Genomic DNA, 15,930 nt, shown 5'->3' with positions numbered 1-15,930 from the left:
TCTTGAACACTCGCTTTTGCCGCCCATCGAGGAGACCGTCATGCCGTCGGCCAACCGCGACATCGACCCACGTCGGAAGCCTCGCCAGGTCCGTGCGGAACTCACCAGGGACCGCATCCTGACCGCGGCTGCTCACGTTTTCGCCGAGCACGGCTACGCGGCGGGCACCACCAACCGCATCGCCGAACGGGCACGCGTCTCGATCGGTTCGCTGTACCAGTACTTCCCCAACAAGGACGCGATCCTCGCCGAGCTGCTGGTGCGCCACGTGGACCGCGGCACGTGGACGGGAACCGAAGAGCTCGACCTGGCACCGGGAACCCTGGAACCGGTCGTGCGAGCCCTGGTCCGCGACGCGATCGACAACCACCGCGACGACCCCCAGCTGCTCCGGATCATGGTCGAGGAAGGCCAGTTCTCGCAGGAGCTGCGCGACACGATCACCCGGCACGGCGCCCAGCGCGTCGCCCAGGTCCGCGACCTGTTCGCCCGCCATCCCGACGTCCGGGTGCACGACCTGGACACGGCGGTCGACCTCATCGTGTTCACCGTGGAGCTCAACACCCACCGGTTCGCCGCGTCCCCGCGGAAGACCCCGGTCGAGACGTTCGAGAACGAGCTCGTGCACATGGTCACCCGCTACCTGCGCGGCGACCAGGAGTCCCGCGTGACTCCTTGACGCACACCCTTGCCGACTCGTCGTTCGGGCGGGCTCGCTCCGCCTCAGCCGTCGACCGACGCGATCCACTTGGTCGCGGCCTTGGCGCAACGCTTCAACGCGGCCCGTTCACCGAGGTAGCCGCCGGCCATGCCGATGAGCGGAACCTTGCCCAGCGCCCGGTGGTAGCCGTGCCCCCGGGGTCGGCTCTCCAACTCGTCGCGGACGGCCGTGAGCATCTCGCCCTGCCGCCACAACACGGTCGCGGCGGCCTTGGCCCCGAACTTCCTGCCTTCCGGCGGTTCCTCGGTGGCGGCGCGGACTGCCGTCCGCCCGGCCGGCTCCTCGTCGATCTCGTCGTTGCCACCACCCGCCGCCACGACCGGGTCGATGTCCCGGCCGAACAACACCGAGCCCAGCAACCGCACCTTCGTGCCCACGTCGTCGACACCACGTTCGGATGCTATGGCGCACAACAGAAGTCCCTGCCCTGCCGAGCCGAGCGCGTCCTTCAGCGGCAACCGGTCACCGATCGCGCCCGCGAGCCCGGCGAACGACGCCACCAAAGCGGTCAGCCGCCCGACTCTGCTGACCCACCAGTCCGACCGTTCGTCCGCGTCCATTCGCGCCCACGCCTCCGAACCGGGAAACGCCGCCTGCGCCAGCTGGTCTCTCACCTTGCCGAGCAGGCCACCGTCCACATCGGTCTCGTCGTCGACCGGGTCCCCTCGTTCCCGCAACCGCTGGACCACAGGCCCGCAGCCGCGCACGAAAACCCGGAGGACAGCGGCAACGTGCGCGTCACTGATCGCCTCGGCCATGACTCTCGGACTCCTCACATCGGACGCTCAGGCGGCCGGCCCCGCCGTGGACACCATCACGTGGACGACCTGCTGCATCTGGGACCAGTCAGCGACGTTCGAAGCGCCGTAGACGATGTAGTCCAGGCCCGCTCGACGCCAGTAGCGCGCGAACGCGTGCCGTTGCACGCCTTCTGCCGTGTACAGGAACTCCCACTCCACCACCGGGGCGCCGGACGACACGGTGGCGAGCTTGAGCCGCTGGTATCCGGTCTTCACACCGGATTCGTTGGCCGCGACGGCGTCGTAGAGCGGCCTCGCCTCGGAGGCACTCGCGCCGTACCGGACGACAGCACCCGGTGTGGCGGGATCGTCGGCCTGGTGGTTGGTCGGCTGGCTGCCAGCGGCGACCGTCCAGGTCTCCGGGATCGCGACGAAGACCCCGTTCGGACCGGTCACCTCGCGGTAGCCCGACGGAGTGGACAGAGCACTGGACACCGAAGTGGACGGACGAGTGGACGTGTACCTCGGTGGCGTCGTGGTCGTGGTGACGTATCTGTTCGACGTCGCAGGGACTGGCGCCCCGACGACGTCCGGCCCGGCAGAGGATTGGCTCTCGCCGCGCACGTAACTCACGACCACCACGGCTGCGACGACCACGAACGCCACGATCACGGCCGCGATGATCGCCTTGCCCTGCTTCGGTTCCCGCGGCTCCACCGGCGGCGCGAACACGTCTACCGGGGGCTCCGGCGGGTACTCGTACGTCGGTATTCCAGGTGACTCCGGCTGCGCCGGACCCCACAGCGGAACCCGCCGCGGAGCCGCGTTGTCCCTTGTCACACCGGTGTTCTCGGCGTCTTCCATGCCGGACCGTCCTTCCAGAGACCACGTCCACCAGAAACAATCGCCACCACCTCGCGCGATGTTTCCGGTATGACGAGGAGAGCACGATGACCGCCGGCCGTTCCGCGGCGGAGGAACAGCGCGTGCCGGGCCGCGTGGCGGTCGGCACCATCACCCGGATCGGCGTCGTCCGCCAGGAACCTCCCGCGAGAAGAACCACGCTCCTCGCCGCCTGGGGATGTGCCGCGATCGCCGTCGCCGAAGCGGCGCTCAGCCCACTGGTGGGCGGGGTGTCGTTGCTGGCCAAGGCCGTTCTGGTCATCGCAGTGGTCACGGCCGCGGTGTTGGCCGTGCACCGCTGGGGCCCGAAGCCCGGAGAGGTCGACGTGCACCCCTTCTGGGTCAAGGACGTGACGGGTGCCGAACATCCCTGTCGCGCCAGGGGTGTGGTGCCGCACGACCTGCCACCGGAGGGCACCGGAGTGCAGGTGTACGGCCGGGTGGACAGGTCCGGATCAGCGCTGGTGCGCGAGCTGATCACCGACGACGGCCGGGTGTGCCGCCCTCGATTGCCGCTGCCGCAACGGATCGCGCGCGGAGCCGGCCTGCTGACCGTCGCGCTGTGGGCCGGCGCGTCGCTGGCCGTGGCGTGGCTGCTCGTGCTCTCCCGTTGAGACATTGCTCCGACCGAGTGACAGTGCCGCGGAAGATCCGCCTGACGTAATGGTTTTCCCGCCGCGTCCGATGAGACCGGCGTGCCGAGGCCACTGATGAACAACGCGTCCGACTCCGCCGCGCGGATCGGGCGGACGACCGGCGCGACCGCCAGAGCGGGGACGAAGGTGCTCGCAGGGCGCCGCTCAGCGAGTTACCTGCGATCGCTGCGCGCACTCGACGGCTCCGGCAAGGTCGGCACCGTCGACGTCAGCGAGCTCGTCGACGCCGTGTACCGGGAGTTCGCCGACAAGTTCTGTGCCACGCCGCTTGGCATCGTCTCGCGTTGCTACCTCGGCGCTCCGTACGAAGTCCACACGCTCGCGATGGACGGCTCCATCATCTCGCACTACCGCACCGGAGAACCGCTGCCGCACGGCATGGACCGCGCACGTGCCCTCGCGGAGTCCGACCACTACCTCGCCATCGAGGTCTACCCGGACCGCCTGGTGTGCGTCCGCCCCGACGGCTCGACCATTCTGCTGGAGAGTGACCGGTGAACACGACCAACGTATCCGTGACCGACCTCTCCAAAGTGGTCAGCACGCTGAACCAGATGACGCGGAATCAGCAGGCGCTCGGCGAGCAGCAGGTCGTCCTGCACAACGCCATGTCGACCGTGCAGCGCAACCAGGACAGCACCCAGCGGGAGCTCCTGGACCTCAAGGCGCAGTTCGTCGAGTACGTCCGGCGCGACGAGCTGCGGCAGAACCTCCAACTGGCCCAGGTCCAGATCCTGGAGGTGCGCGGGGAGCTCAACGACAGGTTCGGGAAGTTCGCCGAGGTGCGCGAGCTCGCCACCGGCACGTTGCAGGCCCTCGACGCCGGCATCGTCTCGCAGGGCGCGATCCGCGACCTGTCCGAGGAGCTGATGCTGCGCACCCCCGGCTACTGGCTCGCCCCCGCGCTCATCGCGGTCGCCTCCTGGATCAGGGACGAACCGGAGCTCGCGGCCAAGGCGGTCGGGGAGGCGCTGCGCCGTGACAACGACAAGGCCTCGCTGTTCTTCGCCCTCGTGCTGCGCCGGCACCAGCGCGACCGGGCGACCGCCGCCTGGGTGCGGCAGTACGCGGCACGACAGGACCCGGCGAGGCTGTCGCGGGAGTTCGTCGTCGTGCTGGACGCCGTGTCGACCGGCACGTTCGGGCGCGAGGCGAAACCGATGCTGCTGGAACAGATGTCCGAGTGGTACGAGCGCCTGAGCCAGGAACAGGACACTGTGGACAGACAGGTCGACCGCTGGGCCAAGATGATCGACACGATGCGGCGCCCCGCCGACCCGCGCTACGAACTGCTGCCCGACCTCAGCCCGACCTGGCCACAGCTCAAGGACATGCTCGAGGGCGCGACCGTGCACGGCGCGGCGGAGGAGATGCTGCGCGCCGCGTTCGACGGGCCGGTGCCGCAGAGCCACGACCTCCACGTGCGGGTCGACAACATCCTCGACGGGCTGGTGCGCGACTTCGACGCCGAGGAGGCCCCGTACCGCAAGCGGGAGGCGTGGCTGCAGGCCGTCGTGGACGCGAACGGCGACCACGACGTGGCGAAGAGGGTGATGGCCGCGGAGGACCCGCTGCACGAGCAGACCGTCGACTTCCTCACCCTGCTCAGCAACGCCGCGCTGCACGGCGACCGGGCGGGTGCCTCACCCGGCACCCGGCGGTTCACGCTGGCGCTGGCGCGCGACTGGCTGGTGCAGGGCGCGGGCAGGCTCGAAGCGGACAACATCGCCTCGATGCCGTCCCGCGTCGAGCTGCGCGCCGAGGGCTGGACCGGCTGGGTGGACGGCGACACCGACGAACAGCAGCTGGTCCGATCGCTGTCCGAGCACATCGACCGGGAGACCGCGCAGGCCGTCAGCGAGGTGCGGATGAGCACCGCCGCACAGGTCGGCTGCGTCTTCGGCGGCCTGGCGTTGCTGGTCGCACTGAGCGCGGCGGTGGGCGGCGCCAGCGGGTTCGCGTTGTTCCTCCTGTTAGTGGCGGCCGCACTCGGCATGTGGGTGGCCTTCGACCTCCGCGCGCTGCCTGCCCGCCGCGACGAGATCCGCCGCAAGGGCGACCAACGCCGGGTCGCCGCCGTGGTGCGGCTGCGCGGGGCGATCGCCGAGCTCGTGGACCTGCGCGGCGAATGGCAACGGGAGATCGCGAACGCGCAGTCGCTGCGCACCTTCGCGGAGGGACTCACCGCGACCTCCTTCGTCGCCATCGCACCCGACCAGCCGCGAGGAGCCTGACCATGCCCGGACCGGCCCACAGCCACGAGCAGACCACGCGCCTGCCGGTGACCGAGCCACGCCACGGTGTCTCCGAACGGGACATCGCGCTGGAGCTGCCCGAGTGGGACCTCCTGCCACCGGCGGAGTTCCTCGACCGCCACCGGAGGCGGTGACCGCGATGCGACCCGCTCCCGGCCCGTACGCGGACTGGCGCGAGTGGCTCGACGCGTTCGCCGAGGGCACCGATCCGCCCTCCGGTCACCTCGCGCCGATCGACGAGCAGATGGGGCCGCACGTGCAGGAACGGTTGATGCGGCACATTTCCGAGGCCTTCGCACGACGGCAACGCCGCTGGGCGGACACGTTCCAGCGCGACCTGGGCGCACTGCTCGGCGATCCGGGTCGGGCGGCACACGCGCTGGCGGCGGCGATGACGAGTGCCCGCACCAGGCTCGCGCCGTTGCGCCGGCTCTGCACCCTCCCCGCGATGCCACCGGCGCTGCGCGACGAACTCAAGTCCGCACTGGACGAGACGGTGCGGTCCTCCCAGCGCGGCCTCGAAGACTCGGTCAGGCACGCGTCGACCGAACTGCAGGCGGTGGTGCACGCGAACCGGCTGACGGCCGCGCCGGCACCTCCTCCCCCGGCGCCGCGCGGGCCAGGCCCGGGCCGCCGAGTGATCATCTGAGCATCGGAGAACCACATGCCCAACGGAGCGGAGACCAAGGCCCGCGTCGAGTCGTACCTGCTCGCCCGGATCCCGTTCGTCTCCATCCGCACCGTCGAGCGCGCCCGCGTGCTGGACGCGCTCGGCGAACTGGCCCGTGAGAAGCAGCTCGACGTCCTGGTCCACACCCTCAGCCAGGGGTTGCGCGACCTGCGCAGCAGAACCGTGATCAGCGACGACAAGTCGTTGCTGGGCGCGCTCGACCTCGCCGGCGAGTGGTTCCAGTCGAGGTCGAACCTCACGATCGTCTTCACCGACGTGCAGCACCTCTCCGACGACAACGACGTGTCGCGCCGGTTCGCCGACCTGGCCGCGCTCGCAGAGGAGCACGGCGGCTGCATCGTGATCATCACGTCCGACCCGGTGTGGAGCACGTTGCAGCGCATGGGCATGTCGGTGCGGCTCGATCTTCCCGACTTCGACGAGATGCATCAGGCGATCAGGGAGTTCCTCCGCCCGTACGCCACCGACATCCGCATCGAGTGGGGCCCTGCGGACTACGAGCAGGCGGCGTCGATGCTCGCGGGCGTCACAAAGACCGAGGCGCTGAACATCCTCGCCACGTTCGTGGTGAAGAAGGAGATCACCAAGGCCGACCTCGTGGAGCTCACCAGGGCCAAGGACTCGATCTTCAGCGAGCTGTCCGGCATCGAACGCGTGGTGCTGCGCTCCGGCGAGTACGAGGTCGGCGGCCTGACCGGCCTGCGGCAGTGGCTGGACCGCAAACGCGACCTGCTCACCATGGACCTGCGCGACCGGGGCATCCGCGCACCGCGAGGCGTGCTGCTGGTCGGCGTGCCGGGTTGCGGAAAGTCCTTGTCCGCCAAGACCATCGCCTCGGACTGGCAGCTCCCCCTGTACCGGCTGGACATGGGTTCGGTGCTCGGCGCGTACGTCGGCCAGTCGGAGAAACGCCTGCGAGAAGCCCTCGCGACCGCGGACACCGTGGCGCCGTGCGTGCTGTGGATCGACGAGATCGAGAAGGGCCTGGCCGGCTCCGGCACCGACTCGACCGGCGTGACCACGCGCCTGGTGGGCCAGTTCCTCTACTGGCTGCAGGAGTCACGCGCGAGGGTGTTCGTCGTCGCGACCGCCAACGACGTCCGCTCACTGCCCCAGGAACTGCTGCGCAGCGGCCGTTTCGACGACATGTTCTTCGTGGACCTGCCCGAGCCCGACGAACGCCGCGAGATCATCTCGATCTACCTGCGCAAGTACCTGCGCACCCCGGTCGCCCCGGACCTGGTCGACGAGCTGGTCCGGATCACCGACGGGTTCGCCGGTTCCGACATCCAGTCGGCGGTCACGGAGATCTGCCACGAGGCGATCCGGATCGGCGACCACAACGTCACCCGCGACTACTACGTGAGCTGCTTCCGCAACGTCATCCCGCTGCTGCGGTCGGCGCCGGAGAAGGTCGAGGAGATCAGGCAGCTGCGGGACCGGGCCATCCCGGCGTCCGGACGGACCCGCGCCGCCGACCAGCCGGCCGCGGCCCGCCGCGTCGTGCTCGGCTGACACCGAAGTCCCAAGAGGACGCGTTCAGTCCTCTTGGGACTTCCAGCCACGGCTCAACTCAGTTCGAAGATCACTGACGCGGCCGGAACCTCCATCCGGTGCATCCTGTCGAGGTTCCAGCCGCTCTCGCCGAAGACGCCGAGCCATTCGTCGATGCCGACAGTGCGGGTGGCTTCGCTGAGCAGGAACTTGCGCACGTTGGGGAACAGCGCGCCGACCGCCACTCGCCGGTTGGAATCATTCCTTTGTTGTGACCAGAGACACAGGACGCTCCTTTGTCGCGATGGCGGCCGTGATTGCACTCGTCACCGCGACGATGCCAATCGATCCAATTGCGACAATTGTCAACAGCGTCCACGGGATGAACACGACGGTGGTGCCGATCGCCTTGTGCACGGCGCCCCCGATGCCGATCAGCCCCGCCCCCGCCACCGCACATCCGAGCACCAGACCGATGACCGCCACGGCGACGGCCTCGACCACGGCCGTGCGGACCACCTGCGGCTGCGTCATCCCGGTCACCCTGGAGACGGCGAACTCACGCCGTCGTTCGGTGCCGGCGATGACCACCGAGTTGACCACTGCCATCAGCGCGTACAGCCCGGCGAGTCCCATCAGGACGGTCAAGATCTTGACGTTGCCGTCCTGGGCGGTCTCCGCCCGGGCCGTCGCCCAGTCGGACACGGCCCGCACCTCGCCGAAGCCCGCCGCCTTGATCCGTCCGGCCACGTCGTCCGGGTCCTGTCCCGGCGCGACCTGGACGACGGTCTCGGTCGGCGCGCCCGCCCACACCTGCCTGGGCAACGCCGAGCGCGGGACCAGGAAGCTGTCCCCCATCTCGAGCGTCTCCGGCAGCCCACCGACCACGGTCAGTTGCAGCGGTTGCCCACCGGCGTCCCCCACGAGCACCCGGCCGGGGTCGATCCGGTCGGCGTGCCGGGCAGGGCCGGTGAACACCGTGCTGCCGGTCAGCGCGCCGAGATCGCCGGACGACGGCGGCAGAGTGTGCGTGCGCGCGTAGTCCGCGGCGTCGACCGCGATGATCCCGCTGTAGAAGTTCCTCGTGATCACCCGCTTGTTCTGCGTCTTCTCCACGGTGATCGTGATGTCCACGGCGTTCTGCCGGGAGGCGACGGCCACGCCCTCGATGCCCGCCAGCCGTTCCGCGTCCTCGCCCGTGGAGGTCACCACCAGCTGGGCGTTCACCGATTTCTGCGCCTCCGCGCCACCCGCGGCGGCGAGCGAGCCGAAGGTGCCCGCCAGTCCGAGCAGCAGCGCGACCAGCACGATCAGCGGAGAGGCGGTGGCGGCACTGCGCCGCACCCCGTCCCGCAGATTGGCCTGCGCCAGGCCGACCAGGGTGCTGCCGGGCACGAGAACACCGAACAACCAGGCCATGAACGGCACGACCAGAGGGCTCAGCATGCTCATCGCGACCGCGCCGAACATGGCGATGCCGAGCGCGGCCATCATCGCGCCGATCAGGTTGGCGCCCTGTGCCCACACCACCATGGCGAACGTGCAGGCAGCGAAGGACAGGCCGAAGAACCACCGCGACAGGGTCATCACCCTGGCGGCCTTGCCCGTCTCCCGCAGTGCTTCCAGCGGCAGGATCTTGGCCGCGCGCAGGGACGCGGTGAACACGCCCGCAAGCGAGACGCCGATGCCGATGCACCCCGCGACGATCACCGCCCACATCTCCCACGGGGCGGAGAAGCCTTCCGGCAGCAGGCCGATCTCGACGAGCAGCCACGTCTGCGCGGTCTTCGCGATCACCCCGAAGGGCACGCCGAGCACGGAACCGACCACGCCGAGCAGCAACGACTCGGACAGCAGCAACGCCCGCAGCTGGCCGCGGCTGCCACCGGTGAGACGCAGCAGAGCGAGGTCACGGCGTCGCTGCGCCACGGTGAAGCTGAACGTGGAGCTCACGATGAAGACCGCGAGGAACATGGCGAGGAACGCGGTCATGCCCATGACGGTCGCGGCGGCCACGTAGCCCTCGCGGATCTTGTCCTCGGCCTGACGAGGCAGCCCTGGTGGGACCTGAGGACTTCCGGTGGCGGCCAGGATCAGCATCGAGGCCTGCACCAGGGCCACGCCGACGCCCACGCTGAGGATGGCGCCGACGAAGAGTTCCCACCGTTCGCGGAACGTGCTGAACGACATCTGGAACATGGCTCAGCTCTCCAGCCGCGCGAGCCGCTCGGCGACGTCGTGGATGGTCGGCATGTCCACGCGGTCCACGATCTGGCCGTCCGCCAGGAAGATCACTGTGTCGGCGCTGGCCGCGACCGCGGGGTCGTGCGTCACCATGACGATGCTCTGCCCCACGGTCTGCACCATGTTTCGAAGCAGTTCGAGAACGATCTTCGCGGAGTGCGAGTCCAGCGCGCCGGTCGGTTCGTCGGCGAACAGCACGGCAGGACGGGAGATCATCGCGCGGGCGATGGCGACGCGCTGCTGCTGACCACCGGAGAGCTCACGCGGCCGGTGGCTCGCGCGGTCGGCGAGCCCGACGCTGGCGAGGGTCTGCCGGACGTCGCTCTTCGACACCCGCACCCCGGCGAGCTTCGACGGGAACGCGACGTTCTGCTCGGCGGTCAGGGAGCTGATCAGGTTGAAGCTCTGGAACACGAAGCCGATCGTGCGGCGGCGCAGCTCGGTGAGCACGCTGTCGGGCGCCATGGTGATGTCGCGGCCCGAGAGCACGACACGTCCGCTCGTCACCTGGTCCAGGCCGGCCGCGCAGTGCAGCAGCGTGGACTTGCCGGAACCGGAGGGCCCCATGATGGCGGTCCAGGTGCCCGCCGGGCAGCGCAGGCTGACGTTGTCGAGTGCGGCGACACCGGTGTTCTTCGATCCGTACAGCCGCGTGACCTGCCGCAGCTCCACAGCCGGGTAACCCGCGTTCGGCACCCCCTGCCGCTGACCGGCGGTGAGGTGCTGATTCCAAGACATGAAAACCCCCGTGTTCGGTGCAACGTTTGCAGCCAACCGCATTCCGGGGGGTCAGGTCACTGTCCTCAACTTCCGAGTTGGAGGTAGTAGAACCTCTACCCCCGAACGGGGAAGTCGATGTTGACTACGGTGGGCATCGTGTCGGTACGCAGCGCTCGCACGATCTGGGAGTCGGTGGGGCTTCGCCAGTTCCTCGTGACCACGTGGCCATGGCGTGGCCTGTCGTACGTGTTGAGCACACCGGTGGTGTCGCTGGTCGCCGGCGTCCCGATCGCCGCGCTGAGCCTGCCCTGGTCGTACCTGGTCTTCCGCTTCGTCAGCCCGGACCCCGCCACCCTGGGCGAGGTGGTGCTGGCGACCCTGGCGGGCCTCCTGCTCGTCGTGCTGGCCGGCCCGCTGGTGGCGATTCCCGTGGCCCAGGTGGAACGACTGCGCCTGCGCCTGGTCCGCCTCGACCCGGTGCCCTCGCCGCACGGCTCGTCGAGGGACGGCTGGCCGGGGTGGCTGCGCCACCGCTACACCGAGGCGGCGACCTGGCGGGAGCTCGCCTACCTCGTCGTGGTGACGCTGGCCGTCGGGCCGTGCGCCCTGTTGCTGCTGATCCTGACGATGGTCCTCGCGTTGATCGTCAGCCCGTTGCTGGTCACCCCGGACGCCCCGCTCGCCCTCGGTTTCGGGCACGCGAGCACCGTGCCGGACACGGTGCCGTACTCACTGGTCGGCGTGCTGTTGTTCCCGGTGACGCTGTACCTGTTCGCGGGCTTCGCCTCGCTCCACGCGACGATCGCCAGGGCTCTGCTGTCCGGCGCGGCGGACGACCAGCTCAGGACCGAACTCGTCGAGGTCTCCCAGTCCCGTGAACGCCTGGTCACCGCCTTCGAGGCGGAACGACGCCGGATCGAGCGGGACCTGCACGACGGCGCACAGCAACGCGTCGTCAGCCTGATCCTGCAGCTGGGTCTGGCGAAACTGGAGATCCCACCTGACTCCCCCGGCGCCGAACCCGTTGCCAACGCCCACGAACAGGCCAGGCTGCTGCTGACCGAACTGCGCGAGTTCATCCACGGCATTCACCCTCAAGCCTTGTCGGATCTGGGTTTGCCGGCCGCCCTGCAAGAACTGGCCGACCGCTCCACCACCCCGGTGACAGTGGACTGCGCCGTCCCGCGACGACCACCGAGCGCGGTCGAGGGCGCCGGCTACTTCGTGGTCGCCGAAGCCCTGAGCAACGCGGGCAAACACAGCGGTGCCACCGAAATCCAGGTGACCGCCCACGTCCGGAGCGACCAGCTCACCGTCGAGGTGACCGACAACGGCTGCGGCGGCGCCGACGCGGACCTCGGCACAGGCCTGACCGGCCTGGCAGACCGAGCCGCGGCCCTGGGCGGTTCCCTGTTCCTGTCCAGCCCGATCGGCGGGCCCACCACCGTGCGAGCGGAGTTCCCTTGCAGCAACCGATGATCCGCACCGTCCTGGCAGAAGACGGCGCACTGCTACGCGAAGGCCTGGCAGCACTGCTCGACAGGTTCGGCTTCCAGGTGGTGGCCGCCGTGGGCGACGCGGAAGCCCTGATCGCCGCCGTGGCCGAACACGATCCGGACCTGGTCGTCACCGACATCCGAATGCCACCGGGCTTCTCCGACGAGGGCCTGCGCGCCACCGTGCGACTGCGCCAGGAACGGCCAGAACTGCGAGTGGTGGCACTGAGCCAGTTCGTGGAGACCAGCTACGCCTCAGACCTCCTCGACTCCGGCGGCGGCATAGGCGTCGGCTACCTCCTCAAGGACAGAATCGGCGACGTGCAGGAGTTCATCGCGATCCTCCACCGAGTAGCGGCAGGCGAAACGGTCGTGGACCCCCAGGTGGTCCGCAAGCTCCTCAAACGCAGCAGCAGCCCGCTGGCGACCTTGTCGAACAGGGAACGCGAAGTCCTCGGCCTGATCGCCGAGGGCTACTCCAACGCCGGCATCGCCGAGAACCTCGTCGTCTCCGAAGCCGCCGTGAACAAGCACGTGGGCAACATCTTCACCAAGCTGGGCTTCACCCCCGGCGACGATCGCAACCGCCGAGTGCTCGCGACCCTCACGTACCTGCGGGACGGAGCGCAGCTGAACCGCCCGTGACCGCCCACGCGGACGGCCGTCCGATCACGTGCGACACGGCCGGAACTCCTGCGCTCCGCGCGGCTTTCGCGGCACCCACGTCGCTCCGCTCGTAGATCACCAGGTCCAGCCTGATCACCGGGAGCAGCCTGGCGAGGTCCGTGAGCGGGACCAACGCGTACAGGTGGCCGTAGCCGTTTGCTGTCAGGGCATTGGCGTTGCGATCAGCCGGGCGAGCTCAGCCGGCCTGGTGTGCATGGGCCAGTGGCCGGAGTCGATGTCGGCGAAGTCCAGGTGCTCCGCTTCGGCAAGTTCGGGCACGTCGCCCGCGTTGATCCACTCCTTGGCCTGGGCGGGGCTGAACTCAGGGCAGATGACCACGACCGGCACCTTGAAGCGCCGCTCGTCGTTCAGCCGCACGATGCCGGTGGCCACACCGCCGGGCACGGGGATCGCGGCAGCGGCGAACGCGCGCTTGGCCTCGTCGTCGAGGTCGGCCGAGTCCGGTCCTGCGAACGGCTCCCAGCCGGGGAACGGCATGACGCCGTCCTCCAGGTCGAAGAAGTCGGCGTAGGGCCTCCCGTCGGCCACCGGGAAGCCACCGATGAGGACGACCGCGGAGACCTTGTCCGGCCGCGCGTCCGCGGCCATCCAGGCGAGACTGCAGGCGGCCGAGTGCCCGACCACCACGGGCTTGCCGGACGCCGCGTCCACGGCGTCGAGCACGGTCGCCACCTGGTCGTCGAGCGTGGCTGAGGCAGACCCGTCGCCCTGACCGGGCAGAGTCAGCGGCACGGGCCGGTGACCGAGCGACCGGAGTGCGGACGCGACGTCGTCCCAGGCGGATCCGTCGAGCCACAGGCCTGCGATGAGCAGGATGTCCACGAGCTGTTCTCCCTCCCTCGCGGCCGAGCCGGCCGCGGTGCGTCGCCACGCTAAAGCCAATTCCGGACGATCCGCTTCCGGTACAAAAGACGATCTCCTAACCTCCCCCTGTGCCGAGCGACAGCAGCCCCACCTCCAGAGCACTGCGCACCCTGGAGATCCTCCGGACGCGCCCCGGAACGACGGCCGACGAACTGGCCGAGCGACTGGGCGTCACCGACCGCGCCGCCCGCCGCTACATCGGAATCCTGCGCGAAGCGGGAATCCAGGTCGAGGCGAGCCGAGGCCCGCACGGCGGGTACCGGCTGCGGCGCGGCACGAAGCTGCCGCCGATCGTGTTCACCCAGGCCGAGGCACTGGGACTGGTCATGGCCGTCCTGGACGGCCAGCCGGCCGCCACCGAAGCCGGCAACCCGGTCGGCGCCGCGCTGAGCAAGGTGATCGAAGCGTTGCCGGAGAACGTCGCCCGACAGGCAGCCGCGCTGCACGAGCACGCGAAAGCCGCGCCGGACCGGAACTCGGCGGGCCCGAATCCCGCGATCACCAGCGCACTGGTCGCCGCCGTCGCGGCAGGACACCGGGTGCGGATCGCGTACCGGAGCGAGACCGGCAACGAGTGGGAGTCCGAAGTGGACCCATGGGCGGTGGTGGTCCGCCACAGCCGCTGGTACCTGCTGTGCCACTGCCATCGTGCGGCCGCGATCCGCACCTATCGAATCGACCGCGTCCACACGGTCGCACAGACCGAGCACGAGTTCGATCCACCAGCCGACCTCGACCCGGTCGCGGCGCTGGAAGAGAACCTGAGCACGGGCTGGAAGTTCCCCACCCACGTCGTCTTCGACGCCCCGCCGGCCGAAGTCGCGCCCTGGATCCGGCCTCCCATGGGACGACTTCACCCGTCGGGGACCGGGTGCGTGCTGCTCGGCAGCACCAGCAATCCGGCGATGTACGCGCAGGAGTGGCTGGCAGCCGTGCCGTTCGACTTCAGGGTCGAGGGCGGAGACGAACTGCGGACAGCGGTCGCCGCGGTGGCGACGCGATTCGCAGCAGCGTTGGTGGCGAAGAGCCGCTCGCTCTGACCCACCTCGACACTCCGAGAACGCATGATGCTCGCCGCCGCCAGAGCCCGTGCGGCCCTGGCGGCGGCGAGCATCATGTGTGCGATCTCGCGGATTTCCCTTTTCGTGGAAGGAGTCCGGGGTTCTGGTCAGCGTGTGCGCTGGTAGTCCTCCCACGTCCGGATCGGGACTCGGGGCCCGTCGTCGGGGCGGTGGTTGGCGAGGCCGTTGAAGCCGAGGTAGTAGTCGCCGACCTGGTTCTGGGCCTGGGTGGCCTGGTCGGTGTCGTTGATCGCCACGGCGTGGATGTGCCACGGCCAGTCGCCCTGGGAGGGGCTGCGGACCCAGGCGGCGAAGCCGACCTGGCGCAGTGCGCGGGCGACGGCGGTGCGGGTGTCGGCGGACATGCCGTCGACGTTGATGTCCACGACGCCGCCGCCGTCGTGGGTGCCGGCGGAGGTCGGGTCGCCGCCGGGGTTGTAGGAGCCCTGGTCCAGCTTGAGGTGACGTCCCAGCAGACGTTCGGTCTCGGTGAGCATCGCCTGGGTACGGGTGTCGACGACGTACCCGTCACGCGCGACCTTCGGGCCTGGCTTGATCACGTGGGAGACGGTGAACCTGCTCTGCCCGAGCGTGGCCAGCGAACTCGCGCCCGGCAGCCCGTTCGCGGCCAGTCCGGTGTACCCGAGCGAACGCTGGTAGGCCGCGTACGCCTTGATGGTCGTGGTTCCGAAGTAGCCGTCGACCCACTGGGCGTCCAGCAGATTGCGTGCCTGGAGTGCCCGCTCGACGGCCAGCACGGAATCCTTGGCGCCTGGGGTCAGCGTGTCGTCCGCGCGCCGGGGATCGATCTGGGCGGCAAGGACGGTGGCTTCCATGTTGACGACGGGCAGCGCCGCGACGGCTCCGGCCTGGGACGGCAGCGCCCCTGGGGCCGCGGCCGAAGCCTGCGTCGCGCTCAACGTCAAGCAGCCCAGGACAACGAAGGTCGCCAGCGCCGTGGTGGCACCCTGGGTCTTCCTCTTTGTGTTCATGCGGTCTTTTCCGTTCCGGTCAAAGCTCGTCCTGGTTCAGGGGCAGCGCGAACGCAGTGCCTGTCGACAAGGCTCGGCCATGGCGCTGACAAAGCTCTGACACGACCGTGAGCAGAGGCTGTTCCTTCTGACACGGGCCCGGCCAGGGATGCCGAAAACCCCAGCGGCACGGTGCCTGTCGTCGGTAGCTTGGTTTCGCAGCCGCCGCGCGTGGGAGGCGGCGCGGCCGGCGGCCTCCGGGTCGGGCGAGTACTCCGCCAGGTAGCGCGCGAGCTGCGCGGCGGCCAGCAGATAGTTGTAGCGAGTGGTCTCCGGATGACTGGCGGATCGCAGCGTGCGGTCCCAATCACGCAGATGGTGAAAGCCCTCCGAGTAAGGGGGTCGATGGGCGGCGTGCTCGACCCGG

At 69.6% G+C, this 15,930-nt stretch carries 17 protein-coding genes; 10 read left to right on the top strand and 7 right to left on the bottom strand.

What is annotated here, in order from left to right; all coding sequences use genetic code 11:
• Nucleotides 1–40: 40 nt before the first annotated feature.
• Nucleotides 41–679, top strand: coding sequence for a TetR/AcrR family transcriptional regulator (locus tag ACIRG5_RS06550; RefSeq protein WP_402901174.1), 639 nt, complete (start codon nucleotides 41–43; stop codon nucleotides 677–679).
• 44 nt (nucleotides 680–723) lie between these two features.
• Here ACIRG5_RS06550 and ACIRG5_RS06545 read toward each other — a convergent pair whose 3' ends face one another.
• On the bottom strand, nucleotides 724–1,479 hold the full coding sequence (locus ACIRG5_RS06545; RefSeq protein ID WP_402901171.1) for a hypothetical protein: 756 nt from the start codon (nucleotides 1,477–1,479) through the stop codon (nucleotides 724–726).
• Nucleotides 1,480–1,506: 27 nt separating this feature from the next.
• The gene (locus tag ACIRG5_RS06540; protein ID WP_402901168.1) at nucleotides 1,507–2,325 is read right to left on the bottom strand and encodes a hypothetical protein; all 819 of its coding nucleotides are present in this window, start codon (nucleotides 2,323–2,325) and stop codon (nucleotides 1,507–1,509) included.
• Between the two features lie 86 nt (nucleotides 2,326–2,411).
• Between ACIRG5_RS06540 and ACIRG5_RS06535 the strand changes: the two genes are divergently transcribed.
• The 6 genes from ACIRG5_RS06535 to ACIRG5_RS06510 all read left to right on the top strand — a co-directional run bounded on the left by ACIRG5_RS06535 (nucleotide 2,412) and on the right by ACIRG5_RS06510 (nucleotide 7,481).
• The gene (locus ACIRG5_RS06535; protein WP_402901166.1) at nucleotides 2,412–2,978 is read left to right on the top strand and encodes a hypothetical protein; all 567 of its coding nucleotides are present in this window, start codon (nucleotides 2,412–2,414) and stop codon (nucleotides 2,976–2,978) included.
• Nucleotides 2,979–3,059: 81 nt separating this feature from the next.
• Nucleotides 3,060–3,518: a hypothetical protein gene (locus ACIRG5_RS06530; protein WP_402901163.1), complete on the top strand. Its 459-nt coding sequence runs from the start codon at nucleotides 3,060–3,062 to the stop codon at nucleotides 3,516–3,518.
• A gap of 56 nt (nucleotides 3,519–3,574) precedes the next feature.
• Complete coding sequence (locus tag ACIRG5_RS06525; RefSeq protein WP_402901160.1) at nucleotides 3,575–5,254, top strand: hypothetical protein; 1,680 nt, start codon at nucleotides 3,575–3,577, stop codon at nucleotides 5,252–5,254.
• A gap of 2 nt (nucleotides 5,255–5,256) precedes the next feature.
• Nucleotides 5,257–5,409, top strand: coding sequence for a hypothetical protein (locus ACIRG5_RS06520; protein ID WP_402901157.1), 153 nt, complete (start codon nucleotides 5,257–5,259; stop codon nucleotides 5,407–5,409).
• Between the two features lie 5 nt (nucleotides 5,410–5,414).
• The gene (locus tag ACIRG5_RS06515; protein ID WP_402901154.1) at nucleotides 5,415–5,924 is read left to right on the top strand and encodes a hypothetical protein; all 510 of its coding nucleotides are present in this window, start codon (nucleotides 5,415–5,417) and stop codon (nucleotides 5,922–5,924) included.
• 15 nt (nucleotides 5,925–5,939) lie between these two features.
• Nucleotides 5,940–7,481 (top strand): AAA family ATPase, encoded by a 1,542-nt coding sequence (locus ACIRG5_RS06510; protein WP_402901151.1) that lies wholly within the window; start codon nucleotides 5,940–5,942, stop codon nucleotides 7,479–7,481.
• Between the two features lie 53 nt (nucleotides 7,482–7,534).
• On the opposite strand, the gene ACIRG5_RS06505 is transcribed toward ACIRG5_RS06510, so the two are convergent.
• The 3 genes from ACIRG5_RS06505 to ACIRG5_RS06495 are packed head-to-tail and all read right to left on the bottom strand — an operon-like array spanning nucleotide 7,535 to nucleotide 10,442.
• Nucleotides 7,535–7,705: a hypothetical protein gene (locus tag ACIRG5_RS06505; RefSeq protein WP_402901148.1), complete on the bottom strand. Its 171-nt coding sequence runs from the start codon at nucleotides 7,703–7,705 to the stop codon at nucleotides 7,535–7,537.
• A 13-nt stretch (nucleotides 7,706–7,718) separates the two neighbouring features.
• Nucleotides 7,719–9,659: an FtsX-like permease family protein gene (locus ACIRG5_RS06500; protein WP_402901147.1), complete on the bottom strand. Its 1,941-nt coding sequence runs from the start codon at nucleotides 9,657–9,659 to the stop codon at nucleotides 7,719–7,721.
• A gap of 3 nt (nucleotides 9,660–9,662) precedes the next feature.
• Entirely contained in the window at nucleotides 9,663–10,442 is a 780-nt protein-coding gene (locus tag ACIRG5_RS06495) for an ABC transporter ATP-binding protein (RefSeq protein ID WP_402901145.1), read from the bottom strand.
• Nucleotides 10,443–10,580: 138 nt separating this feature from the next.
• Between ACIRG5_RS06495 and ACIRG5_RS06490 the strand changes: the two genes are divergently transcribed.
• Complete coding sequence (locus ACIRG5_RS06490; protein ID WP_402901142.1) at nucleotides 10,581–11,903, top strand: sensor histidine kinase; 1,323 nt, start codon at nucleotides 10,581–10,583, stop codon at nucleotides 11,901–11,903.
• A complete protein-coding gene (locus ACIRG5_RS06485) occupies nucleotides 11,903–12,565 on the top strand; it encodes a response regulator (protein ID WP_402903064.1) in 663 nt (220 codons plus the stop codon). Before ACIRG5_RS06490 ends, ACIRG5_RS06485 begins: the two co-directional genes overlap by 1 nt.
• A gap of 183 nt (nucleotides 12,566–12,748) precedes the next feature.
• Here the strand turns inward: ACIRG5_RS06485 and ACIRG5_RS06480 are convergent, their stop codons facing one another.
• Complete coding sequence (locus tag ACIRG5_RS06480; RefSeq protein ID WP_402901140.1) at nucleotides 12,749–13,429, bottom strand: alpha/beta fold hydrolase; 681 nt, start codon at nucleotides 13,427–13,429, stop codon at nucleotides 12,749–12,751.
• Between the two features lie 110 nt (nucleotides 13,430–13,539).
• Between ACIRG5_RS06480 and ACIRG5_RS06475 the strand changes: the two genes are divergently transcribed.
• Nucleotides 13,540–14,511: a helix-turn-helix transcriptional regulator gene (locus ACIRG5_RS06475; protein WP_402901138.1), complete on the top strand. Its 972-nt coding sequence runs from the start codon at nucleotides 13,540–13,542 to the stop codon at nucleotides 14,509–14,511.
• A 128-nt stretch (nucleotides 14,512–14,639) separates the two neighbouring features.
• Here ACIRG5_RS06475 and ACIRG5_RS06470 read toward each other — a convergent pair whose 3' ends face one another.
• A complete protein-coding gene (locus tag ACIRG5_RS06470; protein WP_402901135.1) occupies nucleotides 14,640–15,524 on the bottom strand; it encodes a peptidoglycan-binding protein in 885 nt (294 codons plus the stop codon).
• Nucleotides 15,525–15,930: the final 406 nt, after the last annotated feature.

Source organism: Lentzea sp. NPDC102401 (genome assembly GCF_044765805.1).
Taxonomy (GTDB): domain Bacteria; phylum Actinomycetota; class Actinomycetes; order Mycobacteriales; family Pseudonocardiaceae; genus Lentzea; species Lentzea sokolovensis.
This window is presented reverse-complemented; position numbering and strand designations above follow the sequence as displayed.

Bases quoted from the DNA above. Each gene is read 5' to 3' on its own strand.
- ACIRG5_RS06550 (WP_402901174.1), top strand. From the start codon at position 41: ATGCCGTCGGCCAACCGCGACATCGACCCACGTCGGAAGCCTCGCCAG.
- ACIRG5_RS06545 (WP_402901171.1), bottom strand. From the start codon at position 1,479: ATGGCCGAGGCGATCAGTGACGCGCACGTTGCCGCTGTCCTCCGGGTT.
- ACIRG5_RS06540 (WP_402901168.1), bottom strand. From the start codon at position 2,325: ATGGAAGACGCCGAGAACACCGGTGTGACAAGGGACAACGCGGCTCCG.
- ACIRG5_RS06535 (WP_402901166.1), top strand. From the start codon at position 2,412: ATGACCGCCGGCCGTTCCGCGGCGGAGGAACAGCGCGTGCCGGGCCGC.
- ACIRG5_RS06525 (WP_402901160.1), top strand. From the start codon at position 3,575: ATGACGCGGAATCAGCAGGCGCTCGGCGAGCAGCAGGTCGTCCTGCAC.
- ACIRG5_RS06520 (WP_402901157.1), top strand. From the start codon at position 5,257: ATGCCCGGACCGGCCCACAGCCACGAGCAGACCACGCGCCTGCCGGTG.
- ACIRG5_RS06515 (WP_402901154.1), top strand. From the start codon at position 5,415: ATGCGACCCGCTCCCGGCCCGTACGCGGACTGGCGCGAGTGGCTCGAC.
- ACIRG5_RS06510 (WP_402901151.1), top strand. From the start codon at position 5,940: ATGCCCAACGGAGCGGAGACCAAGGCCCGCGTCGAGTCGTACCTGCTC.
- ACIRG5_RS06500 (WP_402901147.1), bottom strand. From the start codon at position 9,659: ATGTTCCAGATGTCGTTCAGCACGTTCCGCGAACGGTGGGAACTCTTC.
- ACIRG5_RS06495 (WP_402901145.1), bottom strand. From the start codon at position 10,442: ATGTCTTGGAATCAGCACCTCACCGCCGGTCAGCGGCAGGGGGTGCCG.
- ACIRG5_RS06470 (WP_402901135.1), bottom strand. From the start codon at position 15,524: ATGAACACAAAGAGGAAGACCCAGGGTGCCACCACGGCGCTGGCGACC.